This window comes from Ancylobacter sp. IITR112, assembly GCF_041415945.1.
In the GTDB taxonomy this organism is placed as follows: Bacteria; Pseudomonadota; Alphaproteobacteria; order Rhizobiales; family Xanthobacteraceae; genus Ancylobacter.
On record NZ_JBGCUS010000004.1, the window covers coordinates 33,034 to 56,189 of the forward strand.

Annotated in this window: 20 protein-coding genes and 4 pseudogenes; 13 read left to right on the plus strand and 11 right to left on the minus strand. The window is 67.2% G+C overall.

What is annotated here, in order from left to right; genetic code table 11:
• Positions 1–55 precede the first annotated feature (55 nt).
• A complete protein-coding gene (locus AAC979_RS23165; RefSeq protein ID WP_371349377.1) occupies positions 56–712 on the minus strand; it encodes a CerR family C-terminal domain-containing protein in 657 nt (218 codons plus the stop codon).
• A gap of 120 nt (positions 713–832) precedes the next feature.
• Between AAC979_RS23165 and AAC979_RS23170 the strand changes: the two are divergent.
• The 4 genes and pseudogenes from AAC979_RS23170 to AAC979_RS23185 form a co-directional block, all read left to right on the plus strand.
• A pseudogene (locus tag AAC979_RS23170) lies at positions 833–1,363 on the plus strand (efflux RND transporter periplasmic adaptor subunit); the annotation flags it as partial.
• A gap of 70 nt (positions 1,364–1,433) precedes the next feature.
• The gene (locus tag AAC979_RS23175; protein ID WP_371349415.1) at positions 1,434–1,913 is read left to right on the plus strand and encodes an efflux RND transporter periplasmic adaptor subunit; all 480 of its coding nucleotides are present in this window, start codon (positions 1,434–1,436) and stop codon (positions 1,911–1,913) included.
• A complete protein-coding gene (locus AAC979_RS23180) occupies positions 1,910–5,233 on the plus strand; it encodes an efflux RND transporter permease subunit (RefSeq protein WP_371349416.1) in 3,324 nt (1,107 codons plus the stop codon). Before AAC979_RS23175 ends, AAC979_RS23180 begins: the two co-directional genes overlap by 4 nt.
• Before the next feature lie 87 nt (positions 5,234–5,320).
• Entirely contained in the window at positions 5,321–6,376 is a 1,056-nt protein-coding gene (locus tag AAC979_RS23185) for an AI-2E family transporter (RefSeq protein WP_371349378.1), read from the plus strand.
• A gap of 48 nt (positions 6,377–6,424) precedes the next feature.
• Here AAC979_RS23185 and AAC979_RS23190 read toward each other — a convergent pair whose 3' ends face one another.
• Positions 6,425–7,432, minus strand: a complete 1,008-nt coding sequence (locus AAC979_RS23190; RefSeq protein WP_371349379.1) for an MBL fold metallo-hydrolase — start codon at positions 7,430–7,432, stop codon at positions 6,425–6,427.
• Between the two features lie 109 nt (positions 7,433–7,541).
• On the opposite strand from AAC979_RS23190, the gene AAC979_RS23195 reads away from it, so the two are divergent.
• From AAC979_RS23195 to AAC979_RS23220, 6 genes are all read left to right on the plus strand, one after another.
• Positions 7,542–8,027, plus strand: a complete 486-nt coding sequence (locus tag AAC979_RS23195; RefSeq protein ID WP_371349380.1) for a MarR family winged helix-turn-helix transcriptional regulator — start codon at positions 7,542–7,544, stop codon at positions 8,025–8,027.
• Positions 8,024–10,087 (plus strand): FUSC family protein, encoded by a 2,064-nt coding sequence (locus tag AAC979_RS23200; RefSeq protein WP_371349381.1) that lies wholly within the window; start codon positions 8,024–8,026, stop codon positions 10,085–10,087. Before AAC979_RS23195 ends, AAC979_RS23200 begins: the two co-directional genes overlap by 4 nt.
• A 17-nt stretch (positions 10,088–10,104) precedes the next feature.
• On the plus strand, positions 10,105–10,311 hold the full coding sequence (locus AAC979_RS23205; RefSeq protein ID WP_371349382.1) for a DUF1656 domain-containing protein: 207 nt from the start codon (positions 10,105–10,107) through the stop codon (positions 10,309–10,311).
• Entirely contained in the window at positions 10,308–11,270 is a 963-nt protein-coding gene (locus AAC979_RS23210; RefSeq protein ID WP_371349383.1) for an efflux RND transporter periplasmic adaptor subunit, read from the plus strand. Before AAC979_RS23205 ends, AAC979_RS23210 begins: the two co-directional genes overlap by 4 nt.
• A gap of 76 nt (positions 11,271–11,346) precedes the next feature.
• Entirely contained in the window at positions 11,347–12,570 is a 1,224-nt protein-coding gene (locus AAC979_RS23215) for a multidrug effflux MFS transporter (RefSeq protein ID WP_371349384.1), read from the plus strand.
• A gap of 51 nt (positions 12,571–12,621) precedes the next feature.
• On the plus strand, positions 12,622–13,461 hold the full coding sequence (locus AAC979_RS23220) for a universal stress protein (protein ID WP_371349385.1): 840 nt from the start codon (positions 12,622–12,624) through the stop codon (positions 13,459–13,461).
• A gap of 75 nt (positions 13,462–13,536) precedes the next feature.
• On the opposite strand, the gene AAC979_RS23225 is transcribed toward AAC979_RS23220, so the two are convergent.
• The 3 genes and pseudogenes from AAC979_RS23225 to AAC979_RS23235 all read right to left on the minus strand — a co-directional run.
• Positions 13,537–14,133: a group II intron maturase-specific domain-containing protein gene (locus AAC979_RS23225; RefSeq protein ID WP_371349386.1), complete on the minus strand. Its 597-nt coding sequence runs from the start codon at positions 14,131–14,133 to the stop codon at positions 13,537–13,539.
• Positions 14,134–14,260: 127 nt separating this feature from the next.
• Positions 14,261–14,407, minus strand: a pseudogene (locus tag AAC979_RS23230) (IS630 family transposase); the annotation flags it as partial.
• A gap of 169 nt (positions 14,408–14,576) precedes the next feature.
• Positions 14,577–14,948 (minus strand): annotated as a pseudogene (locus tag AAC979_RS23235) (MobA/MobL family protein); the annotation flags it as partial.
• Positions 14,949–15,119: 171 nt separating this feature from the next.
• On the opposite strand from AAC979_RS23235, the gene AAC979_RS23240 reads away from it, so the two are divergent.
• Entirely contained in the window at positions 15,120–15,446 is a 327-nt protein-coding gene (locus AAC979_RS23240) for a conjugal transfer protein TraD (protein WP_371349387.1), read from the plus strand.
• 1 nt (position 15,447) lies between these two features.
• Positions 15,448–15,666, plus strand: a complete 219-nt coding sequence (locus AAC979_RS23245) for a conjugal transfer protein TraD (protein WP_371349388.1) — start codon at positions 15,448–15,450, stop codon at positions 15,664–15,666.
• 46 nt (positions 15,667–15,712) lie between these two features.
• On the opposite strand, the gene AAC979_RS23250 is transcribed toward AAC979_RS23245, so the two are convergent.
• The 3 genes and pseudogenes from AAC979_RS23250 to AAC979_RS23260 form a co-directional block, all read right to left on the minus strand.
• Complete coding sequence (locus tag AAC979_RS23250; protein WP_371349389.1) at positions 15,713–16,630, minus strand: nucleotidyl transferase AbiEii/AbiGii toxin family protein; 918 nt, start codon at positions 16,628–16,630, stop codon at positions 15,713–15,715.
• A 5-nt stretch (positions 16,631–16,635) separates the two neighbouring features.
• On the minus strand, positions 16,636–17,424 hold the full coding sequence (locus AAC979_RS23255; RefSeq protein WP_371349390.1) for a type IV toxin-antitoxin system AbiEi family antitoxin domain-containing protein: 789 nt from the start codon (positions 17,422–17,424) through the stop codon (positions 16,636–16,638).
• Positions 17,425–17,706: 282 nt separating this feature from the next.
• Positions 17,707–18,027, minus strand: a pseudogene (locus AAC979_RS23260) (transposase); the annotation flags it as partial.
• A gap of 46 nt (positions 18,028–18,073) precedes the next feature.
• On the opposite strand from AAC979_RS23260, the gene AAC979_RS23265 reads away from it, so the two are divergent.
• Positions 18,074–19,012: an MFS transporter gene (locus AAC979_RS23265; protein WP_371349391.1), complete on the plus strand. Its 939-nt coding sequence runs from the start codon at positions 18,074–18,076 to the stop codon at positions 19,010–19,012.
• A 189-nt stretch (positions 19,013–19,201) separates the two neighbouring features.
• Here AAC979_RS23265 and AAC979_RS23270 read toward each other — a convergent pair whose 3' ends face one another.
• The 3 genes from AAC979_RS23270 to AAC979_RS23280 all read right to left on the minus strand — a co-directional run bounded on the left by AAC979_RS23270 (position 19,202) and on the right by AAC979_RS23280 (position 23,107).
• The gene (locus tag AAC979_RS23270) at positions 19,202–21,586 is read right to left on the minus strand and encodes a heavy metal translocating P-type ATPase (RefSeq protein ID WP_371349392.1); all 2,385 of its coding nucleotides are present in this window, start codon (positions 21,584–21,586) and stop codon (positions 19,202–19,204) included.
• 190 nt (positions 21,587–21,776) lie between these two features.
• Positions 21,777–22,373, minus strand: coding sequence for a Spy/CpxP family protein refolding chaperone (locus AAC979_RS23275; RefSeq protein WP_371349393.1), 597 nt, complete (start codon positions 22,371–22,373; stop codon positions 21,777–21,779).
• Between the two features lie 332 nt (positions 22,374–22,705).
• Positions 22,706–23,107: a hypothetical protein gene (locus tag AAC979_RS23280; RefSeq protein WP_371349394.1), complete on the minus strand. Its 402-nt coding sequence runs from the start codon at positions 23,105–23,107 to the stop codon at positions 22,706–22,708.
• Positions 23,108–23,156 lie beyond the last annotated feature (49 nt).

Here is a 23,156-nt window from a genome sequence, read left to right on the forward strand (position 1 = left end):
TACTTATTTAACATATGAACATATTTCTGCATCATCATTATTGATCTACATTAAATCATGCGAGAAAATTGCTTCGACACAGATCGCGGACCATGACCTCGAACTGGGCAACATGCCCGCCCTGAAAATCATCCCCGTCGATGCTGCGCAGCACGATGCCGCGCAGAAACCTGAAGCTCATGATGACGGTCATGATCGCGCTGACGCGCAGACGGATGATCTCGTCCTCCGCCTTCGAGGCGGACATGTCGCGCGCCGCCAGAGCGAGCCGGTTTACCAACGGCTTGATGGCTTCCGTGTGGATGAGCTCGAATGCCTCATCCTTGTCGTACGCGCAACGAGCGAAGAACGACGTCCAAGAATGTGGCTCCGCGTCCTCCAGGACGATGTGCAGCAGATGGATGAGCGCGCCTTCAAAACGGCGCCTCGGGTCGGCCTCCGCGCCCCCGTCCAACAGGGCGCCGATTTCCTCGAAGCGGCCCCGTGCATAGTCGGCGATCATCTGCGCCGCAGCGAGATAAAGCTCCTTCTTCCCTCCGAAATGGTAGGGAATAGCCGACAGGTTCGCATTCGCGGCCTTGGCCAGGACGCGCGTGCTCGCCGCCTCATATCCGACCGAGCCAATGACCTCGATCGTCGCCTCCAGGAGGTGCTCGCGTGTCTTGGCGCTGCGGGCGTCGTGCCCGCTCGGTGCTTTCGGTTTCGATGCCATTGCAATTTCCTCGTTCAATAGTTAGTTCATTCGAATGAACTTATCAAGCGGGAAGCTGCGCTCGATCGTCGCCGGCCGACCCGGATCGAAAACCCGAATGTGACTCCAAAGGAAATCGTCATGCGTGACACGGCCGCCAGGCCTCATGCCGCCTGCCTTGCGGCGCTGCTCCTGATCTTCCCGCCTGTCGCCGCCTGGGCGGCACCTGCCGCCGAACCATCCGCGGGCCTTGCCACCGTGACGGTCGTGGAAAGGGAGGTTCCCGTGACTTACAGCGTGCCCGGATCGGTGGTCTCCGATGGGCGCATCGACGTGTCGTCGCGGGTTGTCAGCTTCATCCAACAGCTCGACGTGCGCGAGGGGCAGACGGTGTCGCGTGGCGACCTCCTCGTGCGCATCGATCCTTCCGACATCCACGAAGCGATCCGGCAGGCGGAGGCCAGCGTGCGAGCCAGCCGCGAGGACCTCGACGACGCCAAGGCGGATGTCGAGAAATATTCCAAGCTCGCCGTCACGGGCGCCATCGCCGCCGAAACCTTGCGCAAGGCGAAGGTACGCGTGGATGTTGCCCAAGCACTCCTCGACAAGGCGCAGGCCGCTCTCGCCGCCGCCAATGCCCAGAAGGGCTACGCCACCATCACCAGCCCGGTAGACGGCGTGGTGGTCTCCGTCGCGCGCCGCACCGGCGAGATGGCCACCGCCGGCACCCCCCCTGCTAACGGTGGAATCCCGCGAGGTCCTCCTGTTCAAAACGTTCGTCGCCGAAAGCAGGCTCACGCAGATCGATCCGAAAGCAGAGGTCAAAGTGCGGATCGACACGTTGAAGGACAAGGTATTTCCGGGACGCGTGCGTGGCATCGTGCCGTCCGGAGACGACATCACGCGGCGCTACGAGATCAACATCATCCTGCCGTCCGATCCGGCGCTGGTACCGGGCATGTTCGGGCGCGCGGACTTCAGCCTTGGCAGCCGCAAGACACTGCTCGTGCCGCGCGCCGCCATCGTGCATCGCGGTGGGCTCGACGGAGTGTTCGTGCTCGACGGCCACTCGGCTCGTTTCCGCTGGCTGCGCACCGGCAAGGACATCGGCGATGCCGTGGAAGTCAACGCCGGGCTCACCGCCGGCGAGGCCATCCTCATCGGGCCCACCGACGCGCTGCGCGACGGCGCGATCGTCAACCTGATCGGAGGGGCGAAATGAGCGCGCCACGCCTCAACATGGCTGGGCGCCTCGCCCAGACCTTCATCACCTCCAAGCTCACCATCGTCTTCATCATCGCCGTCGCATTGATCGGCATCGTGGCGGTGCTGAAGACCCCGCGGGAGGAGAACCCGCAGATCATGGTGCCGGCAGCCCTGATCACGGTGAGCCTGCCCGGCGCGTCGGCGGCCGAGGTGGAGCAGCTCGTTGTCCGGCCGCTCGAAGGCATCATGAGCGAGATGTCCGGCGTCGACCATGTGGAGAGCACGGCCCAGAACTCTCTCGCCATGGTCCAGGTCCAGTTCAAGGTCGGCCAGCCGAAGGAAGAGTCTCTGGTGAAGCTCTACGACCGGGTCCTGGCGAGCCGTGCCCGCCTGCCGGCGGACTCGGGCACGCCCTTCGTGCGCAGCATCGACGCGGACGATGTGCCCATCGTCACCGTCACCCTCGCTTCCCCGCGCTACGACGACTACGCTTTGAAGCGGCTCGCCGAACGCATGGCGGAGCACCTGCGCAGCACGGACAATGTCTCCGTCGTTTCCGTGAAGGGCGGGCAGACGCGCGAGATCGCCATCGAGTTCGACCCGGACCGCCTGCAGGCTTTCGGCGTGACCCTGAGCCAGGCCTATGCGGCCTTCGGCGCCAGCAACCTCTCCGTGCCCCTTGCGCCCACCGTGCGCGATGGACGGGTGGAGGCTATCAAGCTCTCCGCCGACTTCGCCTCGGCGGACGACGTGCTGAACCAGATCGTGGCCATTCATGATGGCCGCCCGGTCTATGTCCGCGACGTGGCAGCGGTGACCGATGGGCCGCCATCCGAAATCTCCACCATGAGCCGCTTTTCCTTCGGCCCCGGCGACCCGCGCTTTTCCGGACCGGACGCGACGAACCTGCCGGCGGTGACCATCGCCGTGGCCAAGAAGAAGGGGGCAAACGCGGTAACGGTGGCCAACGCCGTCATCGAGCGGGTGAGGCAGATGCAGGCGACGTTCGTGCCTCAGGACGTTCAGGCAGTGGTCACCCGCGACGATGGCGAGAAGGCCGACGCCGCGGTGAACCTGCTGCTCGAGCACCTCCTGATCGCCCTCGCCACGGTGGGCCTCGTGCTGATCTTCTTCCTGGGCTGGCGCGAGGCCCTGATCGTGATGGTGACGGTGCCGCTCATCCTGTCCATCACTCTAGCGGCCGACCTTCTCGGCGGCGTCACCATCAACCGCGTGACCCTGTTCGCGCTCATCCTCGCCCTCGGCCTCCTGGTGGATGCGGCCATCGTGGTGATCGAGAACATTCACCGCCACTATGGCGCAAAACGTTCCCGCGCCAGCAAGGAGCAGATGACGGTCGCGGCCACCAACGAGATCGGCAACGCCACCAATCTCGCCACCTTCGCGGTGATGCTGGTGTTCGCTTCTCTGTTCCTCGTCACCGGCATGGCGGGCGACTATTTCTATCCCATCGCCTACAACGTGCCCATCGCCATGGCGGCATCGGTGGTGGTGGCCTACATCGTCACACCCTGGGCCGCCAACCGGTGGCTCCACCGCCATGAGGTGCAGGAGGAGGACGCCAAGGCGGTGGCCGCGCACCATGGCGAGCCGGGATGGATGGAGCGCCTCTATCTTCGTCTCATCGCGCCCCTGCAGCAACGGCGCGGCGCTCGCCGCCTGTTCGCCGCGGCGGTGCTGGTCCTGGTGGTCGCCTCGATGATGCAGGGGGCATGGCAGTTCATCCGCCCGTCCGGCGTCGGCGGGCCGGCCTCGGCTTTGGGCGTGCCCCTCGGCTTCCTGCCGAAGGACAACAAGAACACGTTCAACGTCGTCATCAAGGCACCGGAGACGACGCCGGTCGAGGTCACCGACCGCTTCGCGCGGGAGATTTCGGCGCTGCTCGCGAAGGAGCCGCAGGTCGCCAACACCCAGACCTGGATCGGGCAAGCGGGCGTCGAGGATTTCAACGGCCTGTTCAAGGGCACCGCGGGCCGCGTCGGCAGCAACGTCGCTGAGATCCGGGTAAACCTCACCGACAAGCACGACCGCTCGGAGAGCTCCATTGATATCGTGCGCAACTTGCGGCCCAAGGTGGATGCCCTCGCCAAAGCCTATCCCGGCACCGAGGTCTCCCTGGTGGAGGATCCGCCCGGACCACCCTTGCGCTCAACCGTCCTCGCCGAGCTCTACGGCCCGGATTCCGAGGGGCTGCGGGCGCTGTCGGGCGAGGTGCGCAAGGCCTTCGCCGAGACTTACGACGTGGTCGATCTCATCGACACCGAGCCGGAGGACGTGCGGGAGCACCGCATCGTCCCGGACAAGGAGAAGGCGGCCCTCTCCAAGGTCTCCACGGCGCAGATCGCCGAAGCCCTCTCCTTGATCCATGGCGGCAAGGTGCTGAGCCGGGCCCATCTGCCCGACGAGAAGAATCCGGTAGACGTGCGCGCCTTCGTGCCCCGTCGCTTCGAGGTGGACCCGACCCGGCTGGACCGCGTGTTCGTCGCCAATGCGGACGGCAGGCCGGTGCCGCTTTCCGAGCTGGTGAAGGTGCTCCCCGCCGAGGCGGACCGTCCCATCCATCATCGCGACAACGAGAAGGTGACCTTCGTCGGCGCCGAGCTCTCCAACTCCGTGCCCCTCAACGCGGTGCTGGATCTGCAGCGGCGCCTTTCCGGCATCACGGCGCCCGACGGGCAACGGCTCCGCACCGGCAATCTCGGGTTCATCCAGGACGTGCCCGACACCATCGGCGGCTACCAGCTCCTGTGGGGCGGAGAGATGCGCATGACCCTCGACATCTATCGCGATATGGGGGTGGCCCTGGGCGGCGCCCTGCTCATGGTCTACTTCCTGCTCGTGGCCTATTATCGGTCGTTCCTCCTTCCCATGATCGCCATGTCGTCGGTGCCGCTCGGCGTCATCGGCATCTTTCCGGGGCACTGGCTGGTGGGCGCCGATTTCTCGGCCACGTCCATGGTGGGCATCATCGCCCTGTCCGGCGTCGTGATCCGCAACTCGCTGCTGATCATCGACTTCATCCAGGACAACCTGAAGCACGGCATGCCGCTCGATGTGGCCGTGCGGCAGGCCGGGGCGGTGCGCCTGCGCCCGATCCTCCTGACCACCCTCGCCATCATCCTCGGCTCGGCGATCATGGTGAGCGACCCGGTCTTCGGCGGATTGGCGATCTCGCTGATCTTCGGAACGGTGGCGTCCACCGCGCTCACCGTGTTCGTCGTCCCGATCCTCTATGATCTCGACGCCCGCCGTCGGGAGCGGCACCTCGGGGCCGGCGACGAAATCCGACCGGCGGGAGGCGGGTCCACGCTTTGATTGCTTGGACATGCCGGGGATTGTTTGGACATGCCGGGCCGGAATAGGCGAGATAGGGAACCTGCAACCACGGAGGCAATGCCGCCCATGGCGCGGACGAAGATCCAGGAGTTCGCCTTTCTCGCCACCCTCGTCCTGGTGACGGTGGCGTTCGTCTGGCTGCTGTCGCCTTATTACGGCGCGATCCTGTGGGCGGTCATCCTCGCGATCCTGTTCGATCCGCTTCAGCGCGGGCTCGAGAGGCGGCTCGGCAGCCGGCGCAACCTCGCGGCAGCGCTCAGCGTCCTGGCCTGCATCTGCGTCGTCGTCATCCCGGGCACACTGATCCTCGCCGCCCTCGCCAACGAGGCGGCCGGCCTCTACACCCGCATCGGCACGCGGGAGTTCGATCCGGGAACCCTGTTCTCCCGGCTCCAGGGCGCGCTGCCGCCCTTCGTCTGGAAGGGGCTCGCCGCCCTCGACCTCGGCGACATGGCGCAGATCCAGGCCCGCCTCACCTCTTTCCTCCTCGAGGTGAGCCAGACCATCGCCACCAGGGCGGTCACCATCGGGCAGAACACGGCCCAGTTCGTCATCAGCCTCGGCGTGATGCTCTACCTGCTGTTCTTCCTGTTCCGCGATGGCGTGGCCCTTGCCGCCCGTATCCGCAAGGCGAGCCCCCTCGGCGAGCGGGAAACCGACCAGATGCTGGAGAAGTTCGCCTCGGTGGTGAAGGCGACGGTCAAGGGCAACGTCACCATCGCCGCCATCCAGGGCGCCATCGGCGGGCTCACCTTCTTCATGCTGGGCATCCAGCCCGCGCTCCTGTGGGGCATCCTGATGGCCGTCCTCTCGCTGCTGCCCGCCGTGGGCGCGGGGCTGGTCTGGGTACCGGCGGCCGCCTATCTCCTGCTCACCGGCGCCTATCTGAAAGGCGCCGTCCTGCTCGCCATCGGCACGCTGGTGATCAGCACGGTGGACAACCTCCTGCGGCCACCTTTGGTGGGAAAGGGCACCATGCTGCCGGACTATGCCGTGCTCATCTCCACCGTGGGCGGCCTCTCGCTGATCGGCATGAACGGATTCGTCCTCGGCCCGCTGATCGTCGCTTTGTTCGTCGCCGCCTGGTCGCTCTTCTCGGATGACAAGATGCACCCCTCATGAGCTGGCGCCGCATGCCGTTCAAACCGCATGCGTCCGCGCCGAAGTGTCCTAACGCCGGACAAACACCCACCTTTCCGCGTCCATCCCGTGCCCCAGCTCCCCGCGGACGACGAGGTGGCGCAGGTGGGCCAATGCCTCGCTGAGGCCGAAGCCGATCTGATCCAGCGGCAGGGGACGGAACAGGACGTCCAGCGTGTCCATCACGGTGCGCGGCTCGATGCAGAACGACGAGAGCCGCTCCAGCCGCTCGTCATGGTGCTCCCGGAGCGCCTCGATGCGCCTGTGAAGACCGTGGAACGGCTCGCCGTGGGACGGCAGCACCAGCGTGTCCCCGGGCAGCGCCTCGAACTGAGCGATCGAGTTCAAAAACGTACCGAGCGGATCGGCGAGGGGATCCGAGGGGTGCGTGCCGATGTGCGGAGAAATGCGTCCGAGAATCTGATCCGCCGCGATCAGCAGGCCTCTCTCTGCGCAATACAGGCAGATCATCTCCGGCGCGTGACCTTCGCCGATCATCACCCGCCACGCGCTGCCGGCGAGCACCAGCTCATCGCCTTCCTTTACACGCAGGTAGCGCCGGGGCAGCGGTCCGACCCATTTGGGATAGAGCATGCCCCGGCGCTCCACCAGGTCCAGGAACGCCTCGGGGGCGCCGCACAGCCGGTTGTGAGCCACGAGCTGGGGGACCACCTCGGCGGGATCCTCGTTGAGGAGCAGGCGCGCCTGCATCCATTCCACCCGACTCATATGGATGTCGGCGCCGGTGCGGGCGTGGAGCCAGCCGGCGAGCCCCACATGGTCCGGATGGAAATGGGTCACGAGCAGCCGCGTCACCGACCGACCACCAAGCCGGGGGTCGGCCAGCACCTGCGCGAAAAGCGCCCGCGTCGGCGCGTCGTCAATGCCGGAATCGATAAGCGTCCACCCATCCGACCCGGACAGCAGCCAGGCGTTGACCTCGCTCGGCGGAAAGGGCAGCGGCACGCGCACGCGCAGAAGCCCCGGCGCAACCTCGCTCAGATCGTCCGCGACGGCGTCACACAGCCCGGTGGTCATGCTCGCTCCTCATGTCGCACGCTTTTCCTTCCCTGAACCAAGGCATAAATCCGCTCCGCGCTAGCTAAATTGATTGTATCAAAATTAATTTCTGGCACATTATGTGCTCATGAACAATCAACAGGCAAACCGTCGGCGCCTCACCTCCGGGCTGCTGCAGGCGGGCCGGCAGTGGCGGCGGCTGGCGGAAGCCGCGCTCGCGGCCGACGATATTTCCGAAGCCTGCGCCTCTCCCCTCGTCTGGCTGAGGCGGCTCGGCGGCGGCGTGCGGCAGGTGACCCTGGCGGCCCATGTGGGCATCGAAGGGACCTCCCTGGTCCGCCTGCTCGACCAGCTCTGCGATGCCGGGCTCGTGGTGCGCCGGGACGATCCGGAGGACCGCCGCGCCAAGACCCTGTGGCTCACCGAGGCGGGAGAGCAGCTTGCGGAGCGCATCGAGCGCGCCATCACCAGGCTGCGCTCCCGCATCCTCGACGAGGTGAGCGACGCAGACGTGGAGGCGACCCTGCGGGTGCTGGACACCATCGAGCGGGCCCACGCCCGCCTGCAGCAGGACCCCACCTTTCTGGAGGCGCTTCCGGCGATGGGCCGGTGAAACTTCCCTCGGGGCGCGACTGGCTGTTCTCCGCCAAGGCCTTCACCGCCGCCATGCTGGCGCTCTACGTCGCCCTGGCCATGGACCTGCCGCGCCCCTACTGGGCCATGACCACGGTCTATGTGGTGGCCAACCCGCTCACCGGCGCCACCACCTCCAAGGCTCTCTACCGCGCGCTGGGCACCCTCATCGGCGCCACCGGCGCAGTCGTGCTGGTGCCAACGTTCGTGACCGTGCCCGAGCTTCTGAGCCTCGCCGTTGCGCTCTGGGTCGGCGGCCTGCTCTACCTCTCCCGTCTCGACCGCACGCCCCGCAGCTACGTGTTCATGCTGGCGGCCTATACCCTGCCCATCATCGCCTTGCCTGCGGTCACGGCGCCCGAGACCATCTTCGACGTGGCGCTCGCGCGCAGCGAGGAGATCCTCCTCGGGATCCTGTGCGCGAGCCTCGTGGGCGCGATCGTGTTCCCGGTGAGCGTCGGGCCGGCCTTCGCCACGCGGGTCGGCGGCTGGCTGCGCGATGCGGGCGCCTGGGCCGGCGAGGTGCTGCGCGGCGAGGTGACGGGTGATGCGGTGCCCCTGGTCCGGCAGAAGCTTGCCGCGGACGTGGCGGCGCTCGACGCGCTCATCACGCAGCTGGCGCACGATCCAGAAGGGCGCGCCTTCGCCCGCGGGGCCGGAGAACTGCGGGGGCGACTGCTGCTGCTCCTGCCGGTGCTGTCCTCGCTCAACGACCGGATGCGCGCGATCGCCTGCTGCGATGCAATGGATAGCGTGCGGGAAGACCTGGCCGCTCTCGCCCACGAGATCGCAGACTGGATCACCGGCACGTCCGACACGCCGGACCGGCTGCGCGGGCGGATCGCCGCCCTGACGCCCGATCCCGGCGCTATTGAGGACTGGCCCGGCCTGCTGCGCGCCAACCTGTGCGCGCGCCTCAAGGAGCTTGTGGATCTCTGGCAGGACTGCCTCGCCTTGCGTCGGCAGATTGCCGGAGGCCCCGCTGCGGGACACTGGGCGCCAGTGCTGCACCACCGGCCCATCATCGGCACCGCGCGCCACCACGATCACGGCCTGCTGCTGTTCTCCACCGCCTCCGCCGCCCTCGCGACCCTGACGGCGAGCCTGATCTGGATCCTGAGCGGATGGCCGGGCGGTGCCAATTTCGTGGCCATGGCCACCGTCGCCTGCTGCTTCTTCGGCGCCCAGGACCGGCCCGCCCCGTTCATCTGGATGATGGCCATCTGGGGCACGGCGGCGCAGGCGATCGCGGGGCTCCTGCTGTTCGCGGTGGTCCCCCTGGTCCACGATTTTGTGACGCTCGTTCTGGTCCTCGCGCCGCCGTTCCTGCTGGTGGGGGCCCTCATCCCCCGGCCGGAGCTCGGCCTCGTCACCCTCCTGCTTGCCGCGATGGGAGCGGGCTCCCTCTCGGTCCAGAGCCACTACAATGCGGACTTCACCGTTTATGTGAATGAAAGCCTGGCGGTGACCGGCGGCTTCCTGTTTGCCTGGATCTGGGCGTTGGCGACCAAGCCCTTCGGCGCCGAGATTGCCGCCCGCCGCCTCGTGCGCTCCGGCTGGGCGGACCTTGCCGCCTGTTCCGCCGGCACCCGCCTGCAGGACCATCGCGTGCTGGTGAGCCGCATCTTCGATCATCTCGGCCAATTGGTGCCCCGCCTTGCGGCCGGCGCCATCGGCAACGACCTCGCCACGGACGGGTTGAGGGACCTGCGCACTGGCTACAATGTCCTCGACCTGCAGCGCGACCGCCGGGCGCTGCCCGCGGTCGCGAAGGAGGCCATCACTGCCGTCCTCGGCGGAGTGGCCGGGCATTTCCAGGCGCAGGCCAAGGCCGGCGCCACCTTGCCTCCGCCTCATCCGCTGCTGGACCACGTGGATCACGCCATCACCACCGTGCTGGCGCGGCGCGAGGGGCTGGCCGCGGACAATGCCCTGCAGGCCCTGGTGGGGCTCAGGCAGGCCCTGTTCCCCCGTGCGGCAGCGCCTATCCTCCCGCCAGCGGCAGCCGCCGGCGCCCCGCCTTTGCTCGCGGCCGAGTGAGGCCGAGGAGACCCCGGATGCCCGCGGAAATCGACATTTTCGGCGTCTACCTGCCGACCTTTCTCCTCCTCGCGCTCGCCGCCATGGGGGTCACGCGGCTCATCTCCCGCGTCCTCACCCGGATCGGGCTCGGCCGGCTCATCTGGCACCGGGCGCTGTTCGACCTCGCCGTGTTCATCCTCGTGACCGGCGCGGGCTATTTCCTTCTTGAACGGATCACATGATGAAGATCGACGCCGCGAAGATCGGCCGCGCCTGCATCACCCTCGGCGTGCTCGCGGGCGCGCTGCTCATGGGCCGCGCGCTCTGGGACACCTACATGAATGCCCCCTGGACGCGGGACGCGCGCGTGCGCGCCGACGTGGTGGGCATCGCTCCCGATGTGTCGGGGCTGGTGAGCGAGGTCCTGGTGCAGGACAACGCTCCCGTGAAGAAGGGCGACGTCCTGTTCCGGGTGGATCGCGAGCGCTTCACCCTCGCCCTGAAACAGGCCGAGGCCGCGGTGGAAGGCCGCGCCGCGACGCTCGACCAGGCGAAGCGCGATCTCGCGCGCTACGCCCAGCTGCGCGAGCGGCAGGTGGTCTCGCCGCAGAATGCCGAGCAGGCCCAGACCGCCCTCACCCAGGCCGACGCCGCCTGGCGGCAGGCGGTGAGCGAGCGGGACCTCGCCCGGCTCAACCTCGATCGCTCGGAGATCAAGGCCCCGGCCAACGGCATCGTCACCAATCTGGAGCTCCGGCGGGGCGACTATGTCTCCACCGGCAAGGCGGTGGTGGCGCTGGTGGATACGGATTCGCTCCGGGTCGAGGGCTATTTCGAGGAAACCAAGCTGCCGCGCATCCATGTGGGCGATGCCGTCACGATCCGGCTGATGGGGGAGCCGACCCTGCTGCGCGGCCGCGTGCAGAGCGTCGCGGCGGCCATCGAGGACCGCGAGCGCGCCGCCGGCACCGGCCTCCTCGCCAACATCAACCCCACCTTCAACTGGGTGCGTCTTGCCCAGCGCGTGCCCGTGCGCATCGCGATCGAGGAGGTGCCGCCGGATATCCGCCTCGTGGCCGGCCTGACCGCCACCGTGGAGATCCAGCCGGGCGCCGCCGTCGGGAAGAGCGCGCTCGCGGTCACGCCGGGTGCCGGATCCACGCACGCCTCATCCGCGCAGGCCTCCCGGTCGGTCCGGTGAGAGTGGTGCGCCTTATCCCCGGCAGATGGCCGCAAGGGCCGCTCCACCTTCAGCTGCGGCGCCAGGATAAAATGCCATGAATGCGCCCGTGAATGCGCCGCGGACATCGGAGCCAAAGGGGAGCACGCACCGCCGGACGGTGCCGCTCTGGCTGCTGGCGCTCCTGGCCTTTTCCGGCACCCTCGCCATGCACATCTTCGTGCCGGCGCTGCCCAGCGCCCAGGCCGACCTCGGCGGCGGGATGGCGGCCATGCAGCTCACCATCAGTCTCTACATCCTCGGCCTTGCCGGCGGGCAGCTCGTCTACGGGCCTTTGGCAGACCGTTTCGGGCGCCGGCCCGTGCTGATGGCGGGGCTTGCACTTTACACCGCCGCCAGCCTCGCGGCGACGCTCGCCCCGAGCATCAACGCCCTCATCGTCGCTCGGCTGTTCCAGGCGCTGGGCGGCTGCTCCGGCCTCGTGCTCGCGCGTGCCATCGTCCGCGACACCTCGGCACCGGCCGACACCACCCGGCGCCTCGCCTTGATGAATCTCATGATCACCGTCGGCCCGGGCGTGGCACCGCTGGTGGGCGGCCTGCTCGCCGACGCGGCCGGCTGGCGCTCCATCTTCCTCGCCATGACCCTGCTCGGTGTGGTCAACATTCTGCTGACCTTGCGTCTGCTCCCGGAGACCGGACGGGTTGCCGAAGGCGACGCCATCGGCCTGATGGAGAGCTATGGCCAGCTGCTGCGGGCCCCTGCCTTCTGGGCCTATGCGGTGGGCGGCGGCTGCGCCACCACCTCGCTCTATGGCTTCGTCGCGGCGGCCCCCTTCATCTTCATCGGCGAGCTGCACCAGCCGGCGGCGCGCGTCGGAAGCTACATCGCCCTCCTGGTCCTGGGCGTGTGGGTGGGCAGCATACTGGCCAGCCGGCTCATCGCCCACGTTTCCGTCGGCCGCCTGCTGGTGGGCGCCAACGGGGTCAGCGTGGCCGCCGCCTTCATTCTGCTCGCCGTCGTGCTCCTGGATCGGCTCACCGTGCCGCTCGCCATCGTCACCGTGTTCACATTCTGCGTCGGCGTGGGCACCGCGGCGCCCGCAGCGCTGACCGAAGCCCTGAGCGTCAATCCCCGCGTCGGCGGCTCCGCATCAGGTCTCTACGGCGCCGTGCAGATGGCGGTCGGCGCCCTGTGCACGACCTTGGCTGGTGTCGGGTCCGACCCCGCTTTGGCCGCCGCTCTCGTGCTCGCCGGCTCCGGCATCATCGCCCAGGCCACCTTCTGGATGGCCGGGCGACCAAGGCGCATGGCCCCGTAGAGCAGGCAGCAGGCGCACAATGTGACGAATGGGCATCACGAGGTGAGAGGCATGGACATCAAGACAATCGCTGTTCTCATTGATACCAGCCCGTCGCGGGAAACGCGGATGGATTATGCGATCCATCTCGCACAGCGCCATGGCGCTCATCTCACCGGGATCTTCCTGCTTCCACCGGACCTCGACGGCCGGGCCGCGTCCTCCCATGTCCGCGGGCAAACGGCAATCGCCGAGCATCTGCACCATCAGCAAATCCGCAAGGACGACATGATCCGGCAGGCGCGGGACAGCTTCGAAAAGCACGCCGCCCGGCAGGATGTGCGTTGCGAGTTCCGCATCCACACGCCCCGCGGTGAAGATGAACGCCGCATCGGCGCCCTGCACGCGGATCTCGTCGTCGCTGCGCCTCCGCACGAGTCTTGGCTCGACGACGGGCCCCCGGCCGATGTGGTGCAGCTGTCGACCGGCGTCCCTTTCCTGCTTGTGCCGGAGAGCTGGCACAATATGGAACCACCGCAGCGCATTCTCATCGGCTGGAATGCAAGCCGGGAATCGCGCCGGGCCATCGGCGACGCCTTGCCCCTGCTGGCGCGCGCGTCATCGGTGACGGTGCTGATCGTGGACCCGCAGGCAAGTCTCCCGGCCGGAGAGGAGCCGGGGATGGAGGTGGCGATGTTCCTGTTGCGTCACGGGGTCCGCCTGACCGTCGATCCCCTGCAGTCACATGGCCGAGCGATCCCCGAAGTCATCTTGGAATACGCCGTGTCCAATGACCACGACATGATCGTGCTCGGCGCCTACAGCCATGCCCGCGCCCGGGAGATCGTGCTCGGCGGCGTGACGCGTTCGCTTCTGAGACAGTCGCCGGTCCCTTTGCTCATCTCCCACTGAACAATGAGGCGAGATCCGGGCGGAGGTACGCCTGAGAGCGTGTTTGAGAAGGATTGATCGGGATAGGGGGACGCCTCACGGCGCCGCCCCTCCCACACCACCGGGCATACGGGTCACGTACCACGGCGGTTCGACTGGATTACGCTTCGACAGGGACATAGAGTCGGGGAAGACTGAGCGAGTCGAAGTACTGATTGCGCAGGGCCTGTTGGACCGCCGGATGTCCTGACATGCGCCAGAACCCCGTCGGCGAACCGGCGGCAACCGCGGCCCGGAGTTTTGGTACGCCACGACGGCGCAGCTCCTTGAAGCGGTTGTGCCGTTTCCCCATTGCCGCCAAAGATACGAGCGTAATCTTCGGCGAATCCACGCTTCACAGTTCGTAAGCACCCACGGGGTCTGGCAGAAGCCGAAGTAGCCGCGCCATCCGATGAGGTATGGCTTCAGCTCTTTGATCAGCTGCGCCAGACTGATTCCCCGTGTCCGGCGGGTCATGTCCCGGATCCGCGCCTGGAATTTGTCGAGGGCCTGCGGCGCGATGCGCCGCTCGCTCCCGTCATTCGAGATGCTGAACCCAAGGAACTTCCGCTCCTCCGGTTGCGCCACCGCGCTCTTCGCTTCGTTGACCTTCAGCCGTAGCTTCTTGGTCAGGAACCGGCTGACAGAGGCCATGACCCGTTCGCCGGCGCGGCGGCTGCGAACATAGATGTTGCAGTCGTCCGCGTACCGGCAGCGATCGGGATGATCGCCTTCCAGAACAAGGCCGCCGTCTATGCCATCCTGTTAGAGCGGACTCTTCTTAATCCGGTTCATATCCGGCGGCGAAGAAGTTGGCGCATTCCTGCGGTGAGAAGGCCGGCAGAACAGCGCCGATGCGATGCCACAGGCCCTCTCGCGTTCGCTCCGCCGCCTTGCGCAACAGCGCCTTGAGCTTGGAGAAGGGTAAGCGATGCTCTGAGAGCACCTTTCAGCCGGTGAGCTGAGGGTCGATGTTGGAAGCCTGAGGGCTTGGACACATGACGATTTCAGAGCATACGCTTAAAACCAGCGCGGATGAGCCGGTCCGGCGGTTTGAGTTTTTTACCGGAGCGGGACGCCGGCGGGATTGGTCCGACGACGACAAGGTCGGCGATCATGCCCTGATCGACGAATTCGGACTGCACGAAGTCGCGGGCGAGTTCGATGCCCTGGGCTTGCGTCATCTCGCGCGGCAGGGCGAACTCGACCTCGCGGCCAAGCTGGGCGTCCTTCCTGACCTCGAAGGCTTCGACATCATTCCAGAGCCGTTCGCGGTCGCTCCATTGCTCGGGCGCATCCTCCGGCAGCATGATCTCGGAATGGACGACGCCGCGCTTGTTGGAGAAGTCATGGCTGCGCTCAAGCCGGTCGTCGCGCAATCGCGAGGCCGAGCGGTAGGCGGCGGAGGCCACCGCGCTGGAGCCGGCCTTGCGGCCGACGACCTTGACGTGAAGATGATAGATCGCCATCACGATCCGAACATCACCACGGCGAAGCGCACGTCGGAATGACGTATAAGCGCGCCCTCGAAACTAATTTCTCGGGACTGCTCGCACCGTTTCAGCCCGTCTCGGCGACCTTACAGCATTGCGGTAGGCGCTCAACTATCATCGCTCCATCGACAGCTTATGGAGACGACGATGCGCAAGCCACGGGACTTCGATGCGGAACTGAAGTCGCTGGAAGACAAGGCGCGGGACTTGAAAGCTCGCAAGGTGCAGCAGCTTGGCGAGCTGGTCATCTCGACCGGAGCCGACGGCCTCAGCGCCAAGGAACTGGCGGGCGCGCTGATCGTGCTGGCCGAAACCAAGGACGCCGGAAAGAGGGAGGCATGGGCGAAGCGCGGGGCCGCGTTCTTTCGAGGGCGGGAACGGCGATCTGCGCCATCGCCTGACCGCGACGCTGGCGGCGCTGCAACGCCATCGGGCGGCGCGCAACCGGCATCAGAGAGTTCGGGCGCGTCATGACATGCGCACCTGGCAGGTCGAGCGCCGCAATCGGACGCGGCATCTGATCGAACTCGGCGGCCTCGTCGTCAAGGCCGGGATCGTCGACCTGACAGGTGATGATCGCGCCGCGATCTACGGCGCACTGCTCTGGATGGCCGACAAGCTCCGAAGCGAGCGGGGTGAGCACGCACGGGCGCTCTGGACCGCGAAGGGAAAGCAGGCATTCGGGGACAACTGAGCATCACTATCGCCGAACGGCGCGCCCTCTTCGTTGTGCGTCGCGGTCACGGAAAAAGAACGCGCTCCAGGGCATCGGCCAGCGCGCGCCGTTTTGCATCGGGCAGCTTGGCGAGGTTGCGCTGCTTCCACATGACGGCGGGCAAATGCTGTGCCTCCGGTATCCCGAGAAGCGCCCAATCCGGTTCGCCGCGCTTGAAGCCGGCAAGGAAGCGCCGGTGCTCTTCCGGCATGTCGGCCACCATCGCGGCGATGATCGCTTCTCGTGCGGCCTCAAGGCCCGCAAGCGCGACAGGTTCCTGAGTCATGCCGGCAAAGCCCCGTGCGAACTCCTCACGGAGAGGCTTGCGGGTCGGGGCCAGAACTTCGGCCATCGGACGGTTGTGGCTGATGACGTAAACCAGAAAGGCGCGGCGCAACTCATCGCTGATGCCCTCGCTCGCCAGCAGGCCGTGCACGTCGAAGAGGTCGCGCGGGTGTTGGCGGTCGAATGCCGCCACGATCTTGCCCGCATAGAGGTCGGCGAATGACACCACCTGCATTTCAGCGAAGCCGAAGGCGTCTTCGACAGCGGGAACCACACCCATCACGACGGGATCATAAACCGCGCCACGGAGCACTGGCGTCACCTCGATCTTGATCTGCGCGCCGCTCGCGCGAACGATCAACTTGGTGACGATATCCTCGTCGGACGAACGCGAAGCATTGACCCTCGTGGCAGGCATGCCCCGCTCGATGCGCTCCTTGATCCGCAGCATAGCGGCGTCGATCGCCGCGAGCGATGTGGCCCGATCTTCGACTGGCAGATAGGTCAGGTCGATGTCCACGGAGAGGCGCGGCATGTCGCGCACGAACAGGTTGATCGCAGTGCCGCCTTTGAGCACGAATGCCCGCTCCTCCGCGACGAAAGGAAGGACGCGAATAAGCAGGGCGACCTGCTGTCGGTATGTGTCCAGGAAGGCCATGAAATTCACGGGCCTGCAAGGTCGGACGGCACGGTGATGTTGTAGCGCGGATCGAGCTTGCCGCCTTTGACGAGGACGCGCTTGCCCGAACCCAGATCGACGCGGGACATGTCGAGCCGGGATCGCCACGCATGGCGGTGGCGGTCGGCGAAGAAAAGAAAGAGCCGCTTCACCTTCACGCTGGCGCAAGCCTCCAGCAGAGTTTGCAAGCGGCGCGGGCTCAAATCGCTCATCCCTTCCATCAGGGCATCGATCTGATGGAAGCTCTCATGCTCGGGGAGCTCGTCGAGCAATTCGAGAACGGCGCGCTCCTTGGTGGAATAGCAGATAGGCAAGGTCAGGCCGCCGGCGCTGACCATGACGGGGCTTGGCTCGGGCGGTGCGTCGGCATCGCCGGGAAACAGTCGCAGGCTGTTGTGCCAATGAAAGGTCACGTCGAGCGGCAGGCTCACCAGCCAGGTCGGCGGGCGCGTCGGCCCGTAAAGGTGAACCTCGCGCATGGCAGTCGAAAGGTAATGGGCGTAACCCTGCTGTTCGAGCGCGGTACGCCCGCCGACGGTCAGCGGAAGGTCCAGCACCGTCTGGAGAGAAACGGCCACCTGCTGCCAGGTGAGCGGCGTGCGCGAGCGGCGATAGACGCGCCGGGCCGGGCTATCGAGCCAGCCCGCGCGAACATACTGGCTGCGCAGCGCCGATGAGTAGCCGTGGGCTTCCATCCAGGCGGCATCGGCCAGGAGTCCCTCGGGGAGATCCTGCTGCAGCCGGTTTAGCTTGCTGCCAGAACGCATATCCATGTTTAACATTTTGGCATATTTTCAAACCAATGTCGAGTTCATATTTTTCGACATTCACTAAGTCATACTTAGCGTTTCGTTGAATCTACAAACCATCCCTCGAGGTCAATGAGGGGACCGCCAACATCGGATCATCCTTAAAACTCCGCTTTCAGAGCGGAATTTTCAGTATGATGCTGCGGCAGCCCCGGCCCAACCGCCGCTGCTCGCCCCGGGATGGGTGAGGTGGTCCCCATTTGGCGGACAGATTGGCGGCTTCGCTAAGCTTGGTTCTGGTGTGTGTCACGCCGCCATGTTGATGCCGTCGCAGGCCGTATGGACCTCCTCCGGCGTTCTGCCGCCGAGAGCCGAGTGCGGCCTCGTACAATTATAGTAGGTGACCCACCTGCCGATCCCGGCCCGGGCCTGCGAGCCGGTCTCGAAGGCGTTGAGGTAGATGCACTCGTATTTCAGCGACCGCCAGAGGCGCTCGATGAACACGTTGTCCATCCACCGGCCGCGGCCATCCATGGAGATCCGCACGCCAGCGTCCAGCAGCACCTGAGTGAAGCGCGGGCTGGTGAACTGGCTGCCCTGGTCGGTGTTGAAGATGCCCGGCCGCCCGGGCGCCGCGTCGAAGCCGTTCTTCGCCCTCGCTGGCGCACCGGCCATGGTGTTTGCCGCGCGCTTCGCCGACCGCATCGGCAAGGGGATCCGTGGCGCGCCGCGGGACGCGCTGGTGGCCGATGTCACGCCGCCTTCCATCCGCGGGCGCGCCTACGGGGTGCGCCAGGCGCTCGATACGGTCGGCGGCTTCCTCGGCCCGCTCCTCGCCATCGCGCTGATGGCGCTGTTCGCCGACGACATGCGAACGGTGTTCTGGTTCGCCCTCATCCCCGGCGCGCTTGCGGTGGCGTGCGTCATCCTGGAGGTCGAGGATCTGGGGGTCGAGGATCGCGCCATCGGGGAGGAGGGCTCCACCGGCCGTCCGCCGCCGGTGCGCCTCGCCGATCTCCGGCAGTTCGACGGCGCGTTCTGGGGCGTCGTCGCCATCGGCGTGGTGTTCACCCTTGCGCGGTTCAGCGAAGCCTTCCTCGTGCTGAAGGCGCACGACGAGGGCCTACCGCTGGCCCTCGCGCCGCTCGTTCTCGTGGCCATGAACGTCGTCTATTCGCTCGGCGCCTATCCCGCCGGTGCCTGGTCCGACCAGGCCTCGCCCACGCGCTTGCTGCTGGTGGGGCTGGCGGTCCTCATCGGCGCGGACCTGATGCTGGCCTTCGCGCCGGGGCTGTGGGGCGCCTTTCTCGGCATCGCCTTGTGGGGCGCGCACATGGCGCTCACGCAGGGCCTGCTCGCCAAGCTGGTTGCCCAGCACGCGCCCGCGACGCTGCGCGGCTCCGCCTTCGGCCTGTTCAATCTCGCCACCGGCGTCGCCATGCTGGTGGCGAGCGTCGTTGCGGGGGTGCTGTGGGAGCGGATCGGCTCCGCGGCGACCTTTGCCGCAGGGGCCGGTTTCGCGGTCCTCGCGGCCCTCTTCGTGATGGTATCCGCCCTGACGCGCCGGGCGGGGCGCGAAGATCCCTCTCCCGGCGGCGCGCACCTCCCCTGAGACGCCCCGGCTCCAGGCCGGGCGCCTGTCTTTCACAGGATGGCCATGCAACCGCAGTGCTAATGCCACAGGTATTTGATGAGCGCGGCGATCCCGAGCACGACAAGGATGAGGATCAGGAGCCCGACCAGCCCCATCCCCCACATGCCGCCGTCCATCATGCCGTCGTAGTTCATCATCGTGTCCTCCTCATCCGAGCGATGCGCTTCGCAGGCGCAGCGCGTTGGCGATGACGCTGACCGAGGACAGCGCCATGGCCGCCGCGGCGATGATGGGCGAGAGCAGCAGGCCGAGCCACGGATAGAGCACGCCGGCCGCCACCGGCACCCCCGCCGCATTGTAGATGAAGGCGAAGAACAGGTTCTGGCGGATGTTGCTCATGGTGGCGTGGCTGAGCTGGCGGGCGCGCACGATGCCCTGGAGGTCGCCCTTCAGCAGGGTCACGCCGGCGCTCTCGATGGCGACGTCCGTGCCCGTTCCCATGGCCACCCCCACGTCCGCCGCGGCGAGGGCCGGCGCGTCGTTCACGCCGTCGCCGGCCATGGCGACGATGCGGCCTTCCCCGCGCAGCCGCGCCACCACCTTCGCCTTGTCTTCGGGCAGGATCTCGGCCTCCACCTCGTCGATGCTGAGCCTGCGCGCGACCGCCTGCGCGGTGGTCTTGTTGTCGCCGGTCAGCATGACGACCCGGACGCCCACCGCCTTAAGCGTCTGAACCGCGGCGGGGGTCGTGGGCTTGATCGGGTCGGCGATGGCGATGAGGCCGCCGAGGCGCCCGTCGACGGCGACGAAGATCACGGTCGCGCCCTCCCCGCGCAGGGCCTCGGCCTCCGCCGCGAGGGCGGAGAGGTCCACGCCTTCCTCCGCCATGATGCGATGGCTGCCGATGACGAGCTTGCGGCCGTCCACCGTTCCGGTGACGCCCTTGCCCACCGGGCTGTCGAAGTCCTGCGCCTCGCCGAGCGGCACGGCCCGCTCCGCGGCGGCGTCGACGATGGCGGCAGCCAGCGGATGCTCGCTCGCCCGCTCCAGGGTTGCGGCGAGCCGCAACAGCTCGGTCTCAGTCAAGCCGGCCACGGCCTTCATGGCAACGACCTTCGGCTTGCCCTCGGTGAGGGTGCCGGTCTTGTCCACCACCAGCGTGTCGACCTTCTCGAACCGCTCCAGCGCCTCGGCATTCTTGATCAGCACGCCCATGGAGGCGCCCCGGCCGGCCCCCACCATGATGGACATGGGGGTCGCCAGCCCGAGCGCGCACGGGCAGGCGATGATGAGCACCGCCACGGCGGCGATCAGCCCGTGGGCGAAGCGCGGCTCCGGTCCGACGATGCCCCACGCCGCGAAGGCGAGGATGGCGATGGCGATGACCGCGGGCACGAACCATCCGGACACCTCGTCGGCCAGCCGCTGGATCGGCGCGCGCGATCGCTGGGCCTCGGCCACCATGTGGACGATCTGCGCCAGCATGGTGTCGCGGCCGACCCTGCCGGCGCGCATGATGAAGCCGCCGGTCTGGTTGAGCGTGCCGCCGATGAGCCTGGCGCCCACCTCCTTCGTGACCGGCATGGACTCGCCGGTGATCAGGGATTCGTCCACCGACGAGCGCCCCTCGACCAGCTCGCCGTCCACCGGCACCTTCTCGCCGGGGCGCACCCGCAGGCGGTCGCCGACGGCGACGATTTCGAGGGCCACGTCCTCGTCCGAGCCGTCGCCGCGCACGCGGCGCGCGGTCTTGGGCGCGAGGTCGAGCAAAGCGCGGATGGCGCCGCCGGTCTGCTCGCGGGCGCGCAGTTCCAGCACCTGCCCCAGCAGCACCAGCACCGTGATGACGGCGGCGGCCTCGAAATAGATGGCCACCGAGCCGTCTGCGGCGCGGAAGGTCGAGGGGAAGATCTGCGGCGCCACGGTGGCAACGACGCTGTAGAGCCACGCGACGCCCGTGCCCATGGCGATCAGGGTGAACATGTTGAGATGCCGCGTGACCAGCGACTGCCACGCCCGCACGAAGAAGGGCCAGCCAGCCCACAGCACCACCGGCGTTGCCAGTGCCAGCTGGATCCGGTTGGCAGCCTGCGCACCGAGCAGCATGTGCAGGGTGGTGAGGTGCCCACCCATCTCCAGCGCGAGCACCGGCAGCGCAAGCGCAAGGCCGATCCAGAAGCGCCGCGTCATGTCCACGAGCTCGGCGCTGGGGCCGGTCTCTCCTGTCGCCACCTCGGGCTCCAGCGTCATGCCGCAGATGGGGCAGTTCCCCGGCCCCACCTGCCGGATCCGGGGGTGCATGGGGCAGGTGTAGATCACGTCCGTCGGCTGCTCTTTCGCTGCAGGCGGCGTCGCCATCGCGCCGGCCGCATAGGCCGAAGGGTTCGCCTCGAACCTGTCGTGGCACTTCGCCGAGCAGAAGAAGTAGCTCTTGCCCCGGTGCTCCGACTGGAAGCCGGCGGTGGCCGGGTTCACCGCCATGCCGCAGACGGGGTCCTCGACCATCTGCGCCGATGCGGGGCCTGCTTCCATATGCCGATGGCCGGCATGGTCGTGGCGGTGATGACCTGCGTGCACGTCCTGCTCAGTCATGGGACTTCTCCGGAAGGTGGGTCTTCCCGGACGGAAAGCCGATCCGGGGAGGAAGGCGGCAACACCAGGGTGTCCTCACCGAAGGTCCGGGTAGCAGACACGTCGCGTCCCCGGCCGCCGGATTGATCCTCCTCCCCCGGCGGGATGGATTGGGGGATCGGGACGGCGCACGCCGTCCCGATCCCTCCGCTCACATGGCTCCCATGGGTCCCGGCATGAGCAGTTGATCGGCCGTGCGCTTCTGCGCGTCGTCGAAGGCGGCGTAGAGCGGCCCGAGCGCGCCCTTCAGCCGGCGCAGGGCATCGAGACGGGCGGCGAGCATCCGTTCATGAAGCTCGAGCCGCTGCGGCAGAGCCGCGGGGCCCTGTGCCCCCATCATCATCATGTCCTGCATGTCGCCCATCATGCCCGACATGCCGCGGGCGTTGACGCGGAGCGCCTCGGTGAAAGCGTTCCACAGCGGCTGCTGCGCGTCGGTGATCTTGAGCTCCGTCTTGAGGAAGGCGATGCGTCCCTCGATGCGCCCCGGGGCCATCATATGGCCCATCATGCCCATGGAACCTCCCCCCATCATCCCCATCACGCCACCTCCCATCGTGCCCGGCTGCACGTCGGAAGCTTGAGCGGCGGCCGGAGGCTGCGGGGCAGGTGCCGGAGCGGTCGTTTGAGCAGGGGCTGGCTGCGCCGCGCCGGGCGGGTGGTGCGCGTCCTCGGCCAGAGCCGGCCCAGCCGCGATCAGCAATGCACCCGCCGCACAGGCCATCATCAGCTTGCGATATGTCGTCATGACAAGCGTCCTCCAATTGTGGCGAGACGGCACGCGCCGCTCGCATCGGCCTCGAAAGTGTCGAATGGGCGTCACGATGGCGTGACGACATCCCTGTTGCTGTTCATTGAAGCGCTCGGCGAAAGACGGAATTCGCCAAAGTCCTGGACACCGACGTTCGGGCTTCAGACCTGCTGGAAGGTCCGCTCCCCGACGGCGTCGCACGGCCGGTGCCCATCGCATGGTTGTGCGCCCGCTGCGGATGAGCGTGCACGCGCATCGCGCGCGGCATCAGGTCGGGCACCATCCCATGACCCGATCGCCCTCCGATACGGAAGGCGGCTCAGGAGGGGTCAGGCCTGAAAACGAGGGGGATCCAGAGCGGGAGGAACCGTCAAGCCACGGGCGACCTGATCGATAAGGTCGAAATGCTGACGGGCGAAGGTCGGATCGAGGACATCTTCGGCAATGCTGCCGATGACCATGGCATGGACACCGCAGGCGACGGCACAGCATTTTCCATGATCGACGACCTGCGATGGCTCGCCAGAATGGTCGACCAGACCGGAGGCTACGACGTGCTGCGCATCATGCATGACACTCGCTTGCGCGACACCTCTATGCGCCGCAGGCTCGTCATGGTCATGACACGGCATCGGCCTGGCATTGGCCAACGGCGCAAGCAGCATCGCCACCCCGACCAGAACGGCCGGCAGCAGCTTCGCCTGTCTCAGTGCCCGCCATAGCCAGATCATCGAAGGGACTGCCTCCCAAACATATTTTACTACAATCCGTGCCTATCCG

What these genes read in the sequence shown, in the direction of transcription:
- AAC979_RS23215 (WP_371349384.1), top strand. Translation starts at nt 11,347, where the DNA reads ATGAATGCGCCCGTGAATGCGCCGCGGACATCGGAGCCAAAGGGGAGC.
- AAC979_RS23185 (WP_371349378.1), top strand. Translation starts at nt 5,321, where the DNA reads ATGGCGCGGACGAAGATCCAGGAGTTCGCCTTTCTCGCCACCCTCGTC.
- AAC979_RS23195 (WP_371349380.1), top strand. Translation starts at nt 7,542, where the DNA reads ATGAACAATCAACAGGCAAACCGTCGGCGCCTCACCTCCGGGCTGCTG.
- AAC979_RS23205 (WP_371349382.1), top strand. Translation starts at nt 10,105, where the DNA reads ATGCCCGCGGAAATCGACATTTTCGGCGTCTACCTGCCGACCTTTCTC.
- AAC979_RS23210 (WP_371349383.1), top strand. Translation starts at nt 10,308, where the DNA reads ATGATGAAGATCGACGCCGCGAAGATCGGCCGCGCCTGCATCACCCTC.
- AAC979_RS23220 (WP_371349385.1), top strand. Translation starts at nt 12,622, where the DNA reads ATGGACATCAAGACAATCGCTGTTCTCATTGATACCAGCCCGTCGCGG.
- AAC979_RS23245 (WP_371349388.1), top strand. Translation starts at nt 15,448, where the DNA reads ATGCGCACCTGGCAGGTCGAGCGCCGCAATCGGACGCGGCATCTGATC.
- AAC979_RS23190 (WP_371349379.1), bottom strand. Translation starts at nt 7,432, where the DNA reads ATGACCACCGGGCTGTGTGACGCCGTCGCGGACGATCTGAGCGAGGTT.
- AAC979_RS23250 (WP_371349389.1), bottom strand. Translation starts at nt 16,630, where the DNA reads ATGGCCTTCCTGGACACATACCGACAGCAGGTCGCCCTGCTTATTCGC.
- AAC979_RS23255 (WP_371349390.1), bottom strand. Translation starts at nt 17,424, where the DNA reads ATGGATATGCGTTCTGGCAGCAAGCTAAACCGGCTGCAGCAGGATCTC.
- AAC979_RS23225 (WP_371349386.1), bottom strand. Translation starts at nt 14,133, where the DNA reads ATGGCCTCTGTCAGCCGGTTCCTGACCAAGAAGCTACGGCTGAAGGTC.
- AAC979_RS23240 (WP_371349387.1), top strand. Translation starts at nt 15,120, where the DNA reads ATGCGCAAGCCACGGGACTTCGATGCGGAACTGAAGTCGCTGGAAGAC.
- AAC979_RS23280 (WP_371349394.1), bottom strand. Translation starts at nt 23,107, where the DNA reads ATGATCTGGCTATGGCGGGCACTGAGACAGGCGAAGCTGCTGCCGGCC.
- AAC979_RS23265 (WP_371349391.1), top strand. Translation starts at nt 18,074, where the DNA reads ATGGTGTTTGCCGCGCGCTTCGCCGACCGCATCGGCAAGGGGATCCGT.
- AAC979_RS23275 (WP_371349393.1), bottom strand. Translation starts at nt 22,373, where the DNA reads ATGACGACATATCGCAAGCTGATGATGGCCTGTGCGGCGGGTGCATTG.
- AAC979_RS23180 (WP_371349416.1), top strand. Translation starts at nt 1,910, where the DNA reads ATGAGCGCGCCACGCCTCAACATGGCTGGGCGCCTCGCCCAGACCTTC.
- AAC979_RS23270 (WP_371349392.1), bottom strand. Translation starts at nt 21,586, where the DNA reads ATGACTGAGCAGGACGTGCACGCAGGTCATCACCGCCACGACCATGCC.
- AAC979_RS23165 (WP_371349377.1), bottom strand. Translation starts at nt 712, where the DNA reads ATGGCATCGAAACCGAAAGCACCGAGCGGGCACGACGCCCGCAGCGCC.